Consider the following 11,939-nt stretch of genomic DNA (forward strand, 5'->3'; position numbering starts at 1 on the left):
GCCTTACCTGTCTGATTACCTGTGGGAAATTATGGAACGTTTTACCGAAAACCTGATGTATGCGTCGCGCTGGTTGCTGGCTCCGGTTTACATTGGACTTTCGCTGGGTTTGCTGGCGCTGACGATTAAGTTTTTCGAAGAAATTTTTCACCTGCTGCCCAATATTCTCAGCATTGCGGAAAACGATCTGATCCTGCTGCTGCTGTCGCTGGTCGATATGACGCTGGTGGGCGGCCTGCTGGTGATGGTGATGCTCTCAGGCTATGAGAACTTCGTCTCTAAGCTCGATATCGACGAACATAAAGAGAAGCTGAGCTGGCTCGGCAAGATGGATTCCAGCTCGCTGAAAAACAAAGTCGCGGCCTCGATCGTCGCCATCTCCTCTATCCATCTGCTGCGCGTGTTTATGGAAGCGCGCAACGTGCCCAACGACAAGCTGATGTGGTATGTGATTATCCATCTGACCTTTGTGCTGTCCGCTTTTGTGATGGGCCTGCTGGACAATATGTCGAAAAACGAGAAAAAGTCCGCGTAACGACTAACAGGCGGCTGCGCCTGTTAGCGCTTAAACGTCCCGGCTGGCCGCGTGCCGGTCAGCTGCGGCATCACTTCCCGCACCATCTCGAAAAACTTCTGCAGGCGCGCCGGATAGTAGCTCGCCCAGGGATAGGTGAGCCAGACCGGCAAAGGCGGCGCCTGCCACTGCGGCGTCAGCTGCACCAGTTCGCCGCGCGCTAAATCTTCCTGCACCACCCATGACGACATAATCGCCGCGCCCATTCCCATTAATGCCGCTTTGCGCACCGCGTAGAGGCTGTCGCTGCTCAGGCGCGGCGCAATCGCCATATTGACCGGCTGGCCGTCGTCAATCCGCTGCAGCGCAATCTCGTTACGATAAAAGCTGGTCAGCGCCAGCCAGGGCAGCGTCGCCAGCTGCTCCACGGCGTCGACCGGCGCGTGCCGCGCCAGCAGATCCGGCGAGGCCACCACGATGCGCGGCACTTCCGCCAGCAAAATCGCCACGATAGCGGGATCGCTCAGCGCGCCGACCTGAATCGCGCAGTCGACATTCTCGGCGATAAAGTCGGGCGTGCGATCGTTGAGCATCCACTCGACGTCAAGGCGCGGGTAGCGCATCAGGTATTCCACCAGCGGCGCGACCAGCTGATCCTGGCCGAAGGCGTGCGGCGCGCGCACCCGCAGCGTGCCGATGGGTTCGTCGTTGGCGTGGGTCAGCTCATCCTCCAGCGCGTGCCAGGTTGCCAGCAGCTGGCGCGCATGGGCGTAGCAGCGCTCGCCGTCGTCGGTCAGCTTGAGCGCGTGGGTGGTGCGCATGATCAGCTTCAGCCCAAGGCGCTGCTCCAGCGCCTGCAGCCGACGGCTGATGGTGGGCTGAGTGGTGTTGAGCTGCGCGGCCGCGGCCGACAGGCTGCCGCTCTCCACGATGCGGATAAAGGTCTGCATCAGTTCAATACGATCGGGACTGGATAAGTTGTTCATACGTTCCACGCATAACCGTTTTTCCTTTTATCAGTCTACCGCGTATGGCGGCAATCCGCTTTACTAAGCGCCATACCCCTGTGGAGATGATGATAATGTCAGCGATTAACAGCATTGCGGCCAGTCCGGCCGAAAGATTGCCCGGTCCCCTGGTCTTTACCCTTGCCGCAGGCGCAGGGTTGAGCGTGGCCTCGATTTACTACAGCCAGCCGATGCTGGATATCATCGGCAAGCAGTTCAACGTCGGCGTCGGCGCGGTCGGCATGGTGCCGATGCTGACGCAGATGGGCTATGCGCTGGGCATCCTGCTGCTGGCGCCGCTGGGCGACCGTCACGATCGCCGCGCCATTATCCTGATTAAAGGGCTGCTGCTGGTAGCGGCGCTGTTGCTGTGCGGCTTCTCCGGCGGCCTGAACGCGCTGCTGATCGCCAGCTTCGCCACCGGCCTGACGGCGACGGTGGCGCAGGATATCGTGCCGGCCTCCGCCGCGCTGGCGCCCGAGCGCAGCCGCGGCAAGACGGTCGGCACGGTGATGACCGGCCTGCTGGTAGGCATTCTGCTGTCGCGGGTGGTGAGCGGCGTCGTGGCGGAGTATTTCGGCTGGCGCGCCATGTACTGGCTGGCGGCGGCGCTGGTGCTTTTCATCAGCCTGGCGCTGTGGCGCGCGCTGCCGCGCTTTACGCCCGGCACCTCGGTAAGCTATCCGCGGCTGCTGCTGTCGCTGGCGCATCTCTGGCGGCATCATCAGACGCTGCGTCGCGCGGCGCTGGCGCAGGGCCTGTTGTCGGTCGGTTTTAGCGCCTTCTGGTCGACGCTGGCGCTGATGCTTAGCGATCGCTTCCACCTCGACAGCGCGGTCGCAGGCGCCTTCGGCCTGGCGGGCGCGGCGGGCGCGATGGCCGCGCCGCTGGCGGGCAGCATCGCCGACCGTATCGGCCCGGCGCGCGTCACCATCGTCGGCGCCGGACTGGTCACCGTCTCCTTCGCGCTGATGTTCCTGCTGCCTGCGCTACCGATCCCGGCCCAGCTGGCGCTGATCGTGCTCAGCACCATCGGCTTCGACTTAGGCGTGCAGGCCACGCTGGTGGCGCACCAGACGCTGGTTTACAGCCTGGCGCCGGAAGCGCGCAGCCGCCTTAACGCGCTGCTGTTTACCGTGGTGTTTATCGGCATGGCGACCGGCGCCGCGCTGGGCAGTCTGGCGCTGGCGCGCTGGGGCTGGAACGGCGTCGTGACGCTCGCCACGCTGGCCGGCGCCGCCAGTTTCGCGCTTCGCCTGGCGAGCCGGCACCTGAAGAACTGATCCCGCTTTCGCGCTCTTGTGCCAGGATTAAACATAATCTTTAGGGAAAACGGAGCGTTATGAACTTTCTTGCCTGGATGGCGGCCACCGGCTGCCTTCTGTTATTAATGTCGCTGGCGTCGGGATGGATCCATCGCGGGCCGGTGACGTCGTTTGGGCTTTACCTGTTAGCCGGGATCCTCTGCGGGCCCTGGGTATTCGACGTCGTGCAGATCGATATTCTGAAACATTCGGAAGCCGCCGCGCATATCACTGAAATCACCATGGCGGCATCGCTGTTTATCACCGGGCTGAAGCTGCGCCTGCCGCTGCGCGCGCACAGCTGGCGCCTCGGCATGCGGCTCGCCTTTCCGGCAATGCTGCTGACGGTCGGCGGCATGACGCTGCTGGCGCACTGGCTGGTGGGCTTCGACTGGCCGCTGGCGCTGGCGTTCGGCGCTATCGTCGCGCCGACCGATCCGGTGCTGGCGAGCCTGATTTCCGTTAACGACGCGCGCGACGACGACGCGCTGCGCGTGGCGCTCTCCAGCGAGGCGGGCATGAACGACGGATCGGCGCTGCCGCTGCTGGTACTGGCGCTGCTGCTGTTTAACGGCGAAAGCCTCAGCTGGAGCAGCGTTGGACACTGGACGGCGGTTGAGGTGATTTGGGGCATCGGCGGCGGACTCGGGCTGGGCTTCGGGTTTGGTCGTCTGGTCGGCCTGCTGGCGACGCGGCTGCGCAGCGCGCACGGCGACGTGGCGCCTAACGACTTTCTCGCGCTGGCGCTGATTGCGCTGAGCTATGCGGCGGCCGAGGCGATCGGCGCATCCGGCTTTCTGGCCACCTTCGCCGCTGGCGTCGGGCTGCGTCGCGCCGAACTGCGCGTGTTTAAAGCCTACCCGCCGGAAGAGCTGAGCGACGAGCAGCGGGTGTTGCCCGCTGAAGCGCTGGTCAATCCTAATAATCGTCTGGAGCATGCGGGCGAAAGCGGCGGGATGATAAAATCGGTCGGGCTGGTAGTCAGCGACGCGCTCTCGTTTGGTGATACCATTGAGCGGTTGCTGGCGGCGGCGATGATGGTGGTGCTGGGCGTGACGCTTGCCCACCACTGGAACCTCGACGGCATCCTGTTGGGGCTGGCGTTATTTATTGTGGTGCGGCCGCTGGCGGTATGGCTGACGACGCTGCGCTGCGGCATTCCGCCGGTGCGCCGTCTGCTGATCGGCTGGCTGGGCATTCGCGGCATCGGCAGTATTAACTACATCGCCTTCGCCTGGGTACACGGCATGGCGGGACAACAGGCCGAAACAATGGTTGATATGGCGCTGACACTGGTGGTGTGCAGCATCGTCATTCATGGCGTGACGGTCACGCCGCTGCTGAACTGGCGCTCGGCGCGCCTTTCCGCCCGGCAGAACGAAGAGTAGACCGTCACCAGGTTAAAACAGGAGTGGATATGAAAAAGTCGTTATTGATTTTACTGGGGATGCTGGCGTCGTCCGCCGCGCTGGCCGCTGACGATGAGAGCAACATCCCGCAGGAGAACGTCTATGCCAGCAAGCTGTGCCATATCGTCAGCGGGGAGACCCAGGTCGGCACGGCGGATGCCTACGTGCAGAAAATGAAGAGCTATACGGCGATGAGCAAATCCTCCAGCGCGATGAATCAGCCGGAGTTTGATGAAGATATTGCTAACGAGGTGGCCAACGCCTGGCTGCAGCTGGGCGAAGACGAGCGCGGCAAACTCCGCGCCGACGAGCAGCTGTGCGAGCAAACGGTGATGACGCAGTTTCAGCAGGAAGATTAAGCCGCTTATCTGCTCCGCACAAACGCGCCTCAGGGCGCGTTTTTTTGTGGCATTTTGTGCCGAATTGCGTACATAATCGCCAGTAATTGATATGCGTCACATAATAACAGCGCCGCCGCAGACAGGCGCGTCTGAATCAGCTACTGGCATTGACTCAACGGGCATCATGATCACGCGTCGACACTTTCTTTTGGGTTCCGGAGCCCTCCTTCTTTCCATGACCGCAGGCAAACTCTTTGCCCGCGATGAGGTCATTCCGCTGTGGCCGGATGAACCGCCGGGCGGCGGCGGGCCGTCCGGGCCGCTGCGCGTCAACAAGCACGGCTCCTGGTCCAATATTGTCAGCCCGGCCATCCAGCGCTTTAAACCGGAAAACCCCAACGGCGAAGCGGTGCTGATCGCGGCGGGCGGCGGCTATAAGTTTATCGGCATGGGCCGCGAGGCCTGGCCGGTGGCGCGCTGGCTCAACAGCAACGGCTATACCGCCTATGTGCTGAGCTATCGCCTGCCGGAAGAGAAGTGGCAGGCGGGCCATCTCGCGCCACTGCAGGATGCGCAGCGCGCCATTCGCCTGGTGCGATCGCTGGAGCGCAAAGTGCACGTGCTGGGCTTCTCCGCCGGCGGGCATCTGCTCGGCATGGCGGCGGCGCGTCCAGATTTTCGCTCCTATGAACCGCAGGATGAGCTGGATCAGGTGGTGCCGAAGGTCGACAGCGTCGGTTTGATCTATCCGGTGATTACCCTGGAAGCGCCCTATACCCATACCACCACGCACCGCATTCTGGTGGGCAACGGCGCGACGCCGGCAGAAGAGGCGAGCTGGTCGGTGCAGAATTACGTGACGCGCCGCTATCCGCCCACCTTTCTGGCGCAGGCGGAGGATGACCCTGTCTCCAATCCTTACAACACTGAACTGATGCGCGATACCTGCCGACGCAACCGCGTGCCGGTGGAGCTGATCGAGATCAGCCGCGGCGGCCACGGCTTTGGCCTTGGCAAAGCGGGCACGCCTGCCGCTCTGTGGGATCAAGCCTACGCGCGCTGGCTCGACCGCCTCAGCTGATCAGGTCAATATCCGGCGGCTGTCGGGCTGCAGCGACGGCGGCAGCGGGAAGTCGTCGTTCATCTCCCGCAGGCTGCGCTCGATAGTGACGCAAATGGCGTTCAGCGGCAGGTCGTTCGCCTCGACGCCGAAGGGATCCTCCAGCTCTTCCGACACCGACTCCAGCGCCAGAAAGGTGTAGGAGATAAACATCGAGACCAGCGGCGTCATGCCGTGCAGATCGCTGACCAGCGCAAAGGGCAACAGCGTGCAAAACAGCGACACGGTGCGATGCAGGATCAGCGAGTAGGCAAAGGGGATCGGCGTGGAGGCGATGCGTTCGCAGCCGCCCAGCACCAGCGACAGCCGGTTGAGATTTTCATCCATGCTCTGCCAGAGAATATCGGACAGGTTTCCCTGCTGGCGCTGCTCGCCCAGCCATTTGCCCAGGCAGAGCAGCGCGCGGCTGGCGGGCATCGGGCTGTGCAATACCTCCTCGCGCCAGCGTAGCGGCAGCAGGCGCGTCAAATCGTCGCGCGGGTCGCTGTCGCGCAGCTGATGCTTCATGCTGAAGCTGAATGCCATTTGCAGCGCCGCGAACTCATGCGCCTTTTCCGCCTCCAGCGGCACGCTCTTGATCTGACGCAGCAGCGAACGGTGGGTGATAAGCATGCTTCCCCACAGCGTGCGCGCTTCGGTAAAACGCGCGTAGCTGGCGTTGTTGCGGAAGCCGAGGAAGATCGCCAGCGCCACGCCGAGCAGGCTAAAGGGCGCGGTGGTCAGATGCACGCCCAGCGATTCGTACCACTGAAAGCAGACGATGGCGATAATCGACATCAGCAGGTTTAACGACAGGCGGAAGCCGATTTTCGGCAACACCGAACCGTGCCAGCCCAGCAGCCGACGGAACCAGTGTTGGTAAGGACGAACAATCATAGTGAATGCGATGTAGAAGTTATTTTTGTGTGTAAAGCCTACGCCGACCGCTGAGTGAATGCGAATTTTCGCGTGCTTTTTGCGGTTTTTATCTTTAAAAGACTATAACTATCAATCATCTAAAATAAATTTTAATAAGTTGTAAAATTCTTTCCGTTATCTCTTAACAGGCAGGCTGCGTACAGTTCATCTCAACGGAAACACAACATTCAACCCCGCTGAGAGGAACAACATTATGTCTAAATTCGACCTGCTGGACCCGCAAAACTCAACGCTGATTTTCATCGACCACCAGCCGCAGATGTCTTTCGGCGTGGCAAACATCGATCGCCAGCAGCTTAAAAATAATACTGTCGCCCTGGCCAAGGCCGGAAAAATCTTTAACGTGCCGGTGATTTATACCTCGGTCGAAACCGAAAGCTTTAGCGGCTATATCTGGCCGGAACTGCTCGCAGTCCATCCCGAGTCGAAGCCGATTGAGCGTACCTCGATGAACTCCTGGGAAGACGCGAAATTCGTTGAGGCGGTAGAGAAAACCGGGCGCAAGAAGCTGATTATCTCTGCACTCTGGACGGAGGTTTGTCTGACGTTCCCGGCGCTGATGGCCATGAAAGAGGGTTACGAAGTCTATGTGGTGACGGACACCTCCGGCGGCACCAGCGTCGACGCCCATGAGCGCTCGGTGCAGCGTATGGTGCAGGCCGGCGCCATCCCGGTGACCTGGCAGCAGGTGCTGCTTGAGTACCAGCGCGACTGGTCACGCAAAGAGACCTATGACGCGGTGATGGATCTGGTGCGCGAACACAGCGGCGCATACGGCATGGGCGTTGATTACGCCTACACCATGGTGCATAAAGCGCCGGCGCGTCTGGCCTGAGCGCGACAGAGTAAATAATCCGTGGGAGAGGGCCATTTACTGGATTTCTCCCTTTATTATCTGTGAGTTACCGGTCTCGCTAATGACTCTTTTTTATCGCTGTGGCAGGCTTTGCGCAGGTTTTTTCAGAGCCAGCAAAGATGAAGAAAAAGAGCACGCCGACTCCGCACGACGCCGTCTTCCGCCAGCTTCTCAGCCAGCCGGACGTGGCGCGCGACTTTATGGAAATCCACCTTCCGCCTCAGCTCCTTGCGCTCTGTGACCTCAGCACGCTCAGGCTGGCCTCCGGCTCTTTCGTGGAGGATGATTTGCGCCCTTACTTCAGCGATGTGCTCTACAGCATGAAAACCCGCAGCGGCGACGACGGCTATGTGCAGATGCTGATTGAGCATCAGTCGACGCCGGACAAACAGATGGCGTTTCGGCTGCTGCGCTACGCGGTGGCGGCAATGAAGCGCCACCTCGACGCCGGACATAAGAGGCTGCCGCTGGTGATACCGGTGCTGTTTTACGCCGGTCAGCGCAGCCCTTATCCCTGGTCAACCTGCTGGCTGGATGGGTTCGCCGACCCGGAGCTGGCCGCCGTTTCTCTACGGCAAGGCTTTTCCGCTGGTCGACGTTACCGTCATTCCCGACGATGAGATCGTGCAGCATCGTCGTATGGCGGCGCTGACGCTGCTGCAAAAACATATTCGCCAGCGCGATTTAGCAGAGGTAATGGACCTGCTGGTGGCTGCTTTGCAGGCGGACAAATCTTCATCACAAACACGCTCGCTGGTAAACTATATTATTCAGGCAGGCGAAACCACAGACGCCGACGCCTTTTTTTGCGAACTGGCACAGCGAATGCCGCAACAGGAGGTCCCACTGATGACAATTGCAGAACAGCTCAGGCAGCAAGGCCGTATCGAGGGCGAGCTTAAGGGCAAGCTTGAGGGAAAACTCGACGTCGCGCGCAACCTGCTGAAAATGCAGCTGCCGCGCGAGACGATCTTGCAGGCCACCGGGCTAACAGAAGATGAGCTAAACCGCATTCAGCCCGTCTGATGAACATTTTTAGGGCCAGCATCCGCTGGCCCTGCCAGATCAGCGCATCGTCACAAACTCTTCTGCCGCCGTCGGGTGGATCGCCACGGTATTGTCGAAATCTTTCTTCGTCGCGCCCATCTTCAGCGCCACCGCAAAGCCTTGCAGCATCTCGTCCATGCCGGAACCGATACCGTGAATGCCGACGATCTTCTCCTCTGCGCCGACGCAGACCAGCTTCATGCGGCACGGCTGGCGGTGCTGCGTGACGGCGGTATACATGGCGGTAAACGAAGATTTATAGACCTTCACCTGATCGTCGCCATATTGCTCGCGCGCCTGCGGTTCGGTCAGGCCAACGGTGCCGATTGGCGGATGGCTGAACACCACCGTCGGCACGTTGCTGTAATCCAGATGCTCGTCCGGTTTGTTGTTGAACAGGCGCTCTGAGAGACGGCGACCCGCCGCGACCGCGACCGGCGTCAGCTCGACCGCGCCGGTGTTGTCGCCGACCGCATAGATGCCGTCGACGTTGGTGTTCTGATACTTATCGACCTTGATATAGCCTTTTTCATTCAGCGCCACGCCGGTCACCGCCAGGTTCAGGTTATCGGTCGCCGGTTCGCGGCCGATGGCCCATACCAGGCAGTCGACGGTCTGCTCGCGCCCGTCTTCCAGCTGCAGCGTCAGGCTGCCGTCGGCGTTCTTCACCACCGCTTTCGGCACGGCGTGGGTATGCAGCGTCGGGCCTTCGGCGTTCATCACTTCCACCAGCGTATCGGTGATCAGCGGATCGAAGCTGCGCAGCGGCGCATGCTTGCGCACGAACAGATGCGTTTCGGAACCCAGCGCGTTCACCACGCCCGCCAGCTCAACGGCGATATAGCCGGCGCCGATGACCGCGGTGCGCTTCGGCAGCGCCTCTAGTTCGAAGAAGCCGTCAGAGTCGATGCCGTATTCCGCGCCCGGTACGTCGGGATGGCTCGGACGGCCGCCGGTAGCGATCAGAATGTGGTCAGCGGTAATGCGCTCGCCGTTCACTTCCACGGTATGGGCGTCGACGAAGCGGGCGAAGCCCTTGATGACGTCAACGTTGTTTTTGCCCAGCACGTTATCGTACGAGGTGTGAATGCGATCGATGTAGGCGCTGCGGTTTTTCACCAGCGTCTTCCAGCTAAAATGGTTAACCGTGGTATCGAAGCCGTAATCCGGACCGTAGAGATGAATAGCCTCGGCGATCTGCGCCGCGTGCCACATCACTTTCTTCGGAACACAGCCCACATTCACGCAGGTGCCGCCCAGCTCTTTGGCTTCAATCAGGGCGCATTTCTGGCCATACATGGCGGCACGGTTAATCGAGGCGATGCCGCCGCTGCCGCCGCCAATGGCGAGATAGTCATAATGTCGTGTCATGGTGTGTCCATCCGGTTGCAAGAGTTTGGTCAGGATTGTAACGCTGAGAGGCGAGACGGCGCAAAGATTGCGCCTATGATTGTAATAGGGTTGAATTCTCTCCTCACTGACAGGGAAGCATAGCATGCAGCTTACATTTCTCGGCACCGGCGGCGGCGCGCCCAGCCTGCAACGCAACGTTACCTCCATTGCTTTTACGTATTCGCCGCGCGGCGACACCTGGCTCTTCGACTGCGGCGAAGGGACGCAGCTCCAGTACATGCGTTCGCCGCTCAGGCCGGGACGCATGAACAAAATCTTTATTACTCATCTGCACGGCGATCATATTTTCGGCCTGCCCGGTTTGCTCACCAGTCGCTCCATGGGCGGCATTACCGAGCCGCTGACCATCTACGGGCCTGAAGGTATCCGGCGCTTTGTCGAAACCGCGCTGTCGCTCAGCGGCTCCTATACTGACTATCCGCTGGAAATCGTTGAGATTGAAGCGGGGCCAGTGCTCGACGACGGCGAGTTCCGCGTCAGCGCCTGGCCGCTGGTGCATCCGCTGACCTGCTTCGGCTATCGAATCGAGCAGTACGATAAACCGGGCTTTCTCGACGCCGCGCGTTTGAAAGAAGAGGGCGTGCCGCGCGGCCCCTGGTATCAGCAGCTAAAAGCGGGAGAGAGGGTGACGCTGGAGGATGGGCGGGTGATTAACGGCGCGGACTATCTCGGCCCGGCGACCCGAGGCAAAACCCTGGCGATTTTTGGCGATACCGCGCCGACGCCGATGGCGCTGCAGCTGGCGGCCGATGTCGATCTGATGGTGCATGAAGCGACGCTGGAGGCGGCGTTGCAGGAGAAAGCCAACGGGCGCGGCCACTCTACGACGCTGCAGGCGGCGCAGGTGGCGAAAGAGGCGGGCGCGAAGCGCCTGATCGCCACGCACTTCAGCTCGCGCTATCTGCCGCGCGACATGCAGCGTTTGCTGGACGAGTGCCGCTCGGTATTTCCCGACACCGAGCTGGCACAGGATCTGGCGGTATTTACGCTATAGCTTATTCCGCGACGAGCTGCGTCACGGTGGCGTGACCGGTTCCGGCAGGCACCAGCTTCTGGTGCAGCCAGGGCAACAGCTCGTTCATCTGCTGCGCCAGCTTCCACGGCGGATTGACGACGATCATGCCGGACGCGGTCATGCCGCGCTGATCGCTGTCCGGGCGCACCGCCAGCTCGATCTGCAGAATATTGCGGATGCCGGTCGCTTCGAGATCGCGCAGCATATGCTTGATCTGCTGACGCAGCACGACCGGATACCAGAGCGCGAAAACGCCGGTGGCAAAGCGCTTGTGGCCCTCATGAATCGCCTTCACTACCGCCTGATAATCGCTTTTCAGCTCATAAGGCGGATCGATCAGGATCAGGCCGCGACGGGTCGGCGGCGGCAGTTTCGCCTTCAGCTGCTGATAGCCGTCGGCGCGCTCTACGCGGGCGCGGCTGTCTTTCAGGAACTCGCCGCGCAGCAGCGGGTAGTCGCTGGAGTGCAGCTCGGTAAGCTGCAGCTTATCCTCTGCGCGCAGCAGATAGCGCGCGATCAGCGGCGAGCCGGGATAATAGCGCAGCGTGCCGTTGGGGTTCAGATCGCGAATCGCGTTGAAATAGGGCTTCAGCAGCTCCGGCGCGTCCGGCTGCTGCCAGATGCGTGCGATGCCTTCCAGATATTCGCCGGTCCGCTCGGCATGCTCGCCGCTCAGCAGATAACGGCCTGCGCCGGCATGGCTGTCGAGGTAGAGGAACGGCTTTTCTTTCTCTTTCAGCGCGCTGATGATCAGGCTCTGTACGGTGTGTTTCAGCACGTCGGCGTGGTTGCCGGCGTGAAAACTGTGGCGATAGCTCAGCATAACAGTGGAGATTCCGCGGTTGGCGTAAAAAGGCGTACTGCAAGTTAGCGGGATTATACCTGCTGAAGGCGAAAAATGCTGGCCGATTCTCCGTCGCCCGCTCGCCCGACGCGTTTCTTCGCCGCTCAGGCTGGCCGCCATTGATTTTCGCTACACTTAACCGCATGTTAGT

The 11,939-nt window shown here is 61.0% G+C and carries 11 protein-coding genes and 1 pseudogene; 8 read left to right on the top strand and 4 right to left on the bottom strand.

Annotation, left to right across the window (positions count from 1 at the left end; genetic code table 11):
• Nucleotides 1-31: 31 nt before the first annotated feature.
• Nucleotides 32-535 (top strand): TIGR00645 family protein, encoded by a 504-nt coding sequence (locus AC6I7Z_RS00870; protein WP_497812837.1) that lies wholly within the window; start codon nucleotides 32-34, stop codon nucleotides 533-535.
• 23 nt (nucleotides 536-558) lie between these two features.
• Here AC6I7Z_RS00870 and AC6I7Z_RS00875 read toward each other — a convergent pair whose 3' ends face one another.
• Entirely contained in the window at nucleotides 559-1,500 is a 942-nt protein-coding gene (locus AC6I7Z_RS00875) for a LysR family transcriptional regulator (RefSeq protein WP_497812838.1), read from the bottom strand.
• 95 nt (nucleotides 1,501-1,595) lie between these two features.
• On the opposite strand from AC6I7Z_RS00875, the gene AC6I7Z_RS00880 reads away from it, so the two are divergent.
• The 4 genes from AC6I7Z_RS00880 (at nucleotide 1,596) to AC6I7Z_RS00895 (ending at nucleotide 5,656) form a co-directional block, all read left to right on the top strand.
• On the top strand, nucleotides 1,596-2,804 hold the full coding sequence (locus AC6I7Z_RS00880; protein ID WP_497812839.1) for an MFS transporter: 1,209 nt from the start codon (nucleotides 1,596-1,598) through the stop codon (nucleotides 2,802-2,804).
• Nucleotides 2,805-2,863: 59 nt separating this feature from the next.
• Complete coding sequence (locus AC6I7Z_RS00885; protein WP_497812840.1) at nucleotides 2,864-4,213, top strand: cation:proton antiporter; 1,350 nt, start codon at nucleotides 2,864-2,866, stop codon at nucleotides 4,211-4,213.
• A 29-nt stretch (nucleotides 4,214-4,242) separates the two neighbouring features.
• Nucleotides 4,243-4,593: a hypothetical protein gene (locus AC6I7Z_RS00890; protein ID WP_497812841.1), complete on the top strand. Its 351-nt coding sequence runs from the start codon at nucleotides 4,243-4,245 to the stop codon at nucleotides 4,591-4,593.
• A gap of 166 nt (nucleotides 4,594-4,759) precedes the next feature.
• Nucleotides 4,760-5,656: an alpha/beta hydrolase gene (locus AC6I7Z_RS00895; protein WP_497812842.1), complete on the top strand. Its 897-nt coding sequence runs from the start codon at nucleotides 4,760-4,762 to the stop codon at nucleotides 5,654-5,656.
• On the opposite strand, the gene AC6I7Z_RS00900 is transcribed toward AC6I7Z_RS00895, so the two are convergent.
• Nucleotides 5,657-6,571: a bestrophin family protein gene (locus AC6I7Z_RS00900; protein WP_497812843.1), complete on the bottom strand. Its 915-nt coding sequence runs from the start codon at nucleotides 6,569-6,571 to the stop codon at nucleotides 5,657-5,659.
• Between the two features lie 235 nt (nucleotides 6,572-6,806).
• Between AC6I7Z_RS00900 and AC6I7Z_RS00905 the strand changes: the two genes are divergently transcribed.
• Together AC6I7Z_RS00905 and AC6I7Z_RS00910 are read left to right on the top strand one after the other, a co-directional pair.
• Nucleotides 6,807-7,448, top strand: coding sequence for a hydrolase (locus tag AC6I7Z_RS00905; RefSeq protein ID WP_497812844.1), 642 nt, complete (start codon nucleotides 6,807-6,809; stop codon nucleotides 7,446-7,448).
• A 140-nt stretch (nucleotides 7,449-7,588) separates the two neighbouring features.
• Nucleotides 7,589-8,495: pseudogene (locus AC6I7Z_RS00910) on the top strand (Rpn family recombination-promoting nuclease/putative transposase).
• Nucleotides 8,496-8,534: 39 nt separating this feature from the next.
• On the opposite strand, the gene gorA reads toward AC6I7Z_RS00910, so the two are convergent.
• Nucleotides 8,535-9,887 carry a glutathione-disulfide reductase gene (gene gorA, locus AC6I7Z_RS00915; RefSeq protein ID WP_497812845.1) on the bottom strand — a complete coding sequence of 451 codons (1,353 nt, stop codon included), beginning with the start codon at nucleotides 9,885-9,887 and terminating at the stop codon, nucleotides 8,535-8,537.
• Between the two features lie 124 nt (nucleotides 9,888-10,011).
• Here gorA and rnz point away from each other — a divergent pair, with 124 nt between their 5' ends.
• Nucleotides 10,012-10,923: a ribonuclease Z gene (gene rnz / locus AC6I7Z_RS00920; RefSeq protein WP_497812846.1), complete on the top strand. Its 912-nt coding sequence runs from the start codon at nucleotides 10,012-10,014 to the stop codon at nucleotides 10,921-10,923.
• Between the two features lies 1 nt (nucleotide 10,924).
• Here rnz and AC6I7Z_RS00925 read toward each other — a convergent pair whose 3' ends face one another.
• Entirely contained in the window at nucleotides 10,925-11,767 is an 843-nt protein-coding gene (locus AC6I7Z_RS00925; protein WP_033753328.1) for a 23S rRNA (adenine(2030)-N(6))-methyltransferase RlmJ, read from the bottom strand.
• Nucleotides 11,768-11,939: the final 172 nt, after the last annotated feature.

It is taken from the genome of Pantoea sp. X-Soil-MYKO-1289 (assembly GCF_059730625.1).

Bases quoted from the DNA above. Each gene is read 5' to 3' on its own strand.
- AC6I7Z_RS00870 (WP_497812837.1), top strand. From the start codon at position 32: ATGGAACGTTTTACCGAAAACCTGATGTATGCGTCGCGCTGGTTGCTG.
- AC6I7Z_RS00875 (WP_497812838.1), bottom strand. From the start codon at position 1,500: ATGAACAACTTATCCAGTCCCGATCGTATTGAACTGATGCAGACCTTT.
- AC6I7Z_RS00880 (WP_497812839.1), top strand. From the start codon at position 1,596: ATGTCAGCGATTAACAGCATTGCGGCCAGTCCGGCCGAAAGATTGCCC.
- AC6I7Z_RS00885 (WP_497812840.1), top strand. From the start codon at position 2,864: ATGAACTTTCTTGCCTGGATGGCGGCCACCGGCTGCCTTCTGTTATTA.
- AC6I7Z_RS00890 (WP_497812841.1), top strand. From the start codon at position 4,243: ATGAAAAAGTCGTTATTGATTTTACTGGGGATGCTGGCGTCGTCCGCC.
- AC6I7Z_RS00895 (WP_497812842.1), top strand. From the start codon at position 4,760: ATGATCACGCGTCGACACTTTCTTTTGGGTTCCGGAGCCCTCCTTCTT.
- AC6I7Z_RS00900 (WP_497812843.1), bottom strand. From the start codon at position 6,571: ATGATTGTTCGTCCTTACCAACACTGGTTCCGTCGGCTGCTGGGCTGG.
- AC6I7Z_RS00905 (WP_497812844.1), top strand. From the start codon at position 6,807: ATGTCTAAATTCGACCTGCTGGACCCGCAAAACTCAACGCTGATTTTC.
- gorA (WP_497812845.1), bottom strand. From the start codon at position 9,887: ATGACACGACATTATGACTATCTCGCCATTGGCGGCGGCAGCGGCGGC.
- rnz (WP_497812846.1), top strand. From the start codon at position 10,012: ATGCAGCTTACATTTCTCGGCACCGGCGGCGGCGCGCCCAGCCTGCAA.
- AC6I7Z_RS00925 (WP_033753328.1), bottom strand. From the start codon at position 11,767: ATGCTGAGCTATCGCCACAGTTTTCACGCCGGCAACCACGCCGACGTG.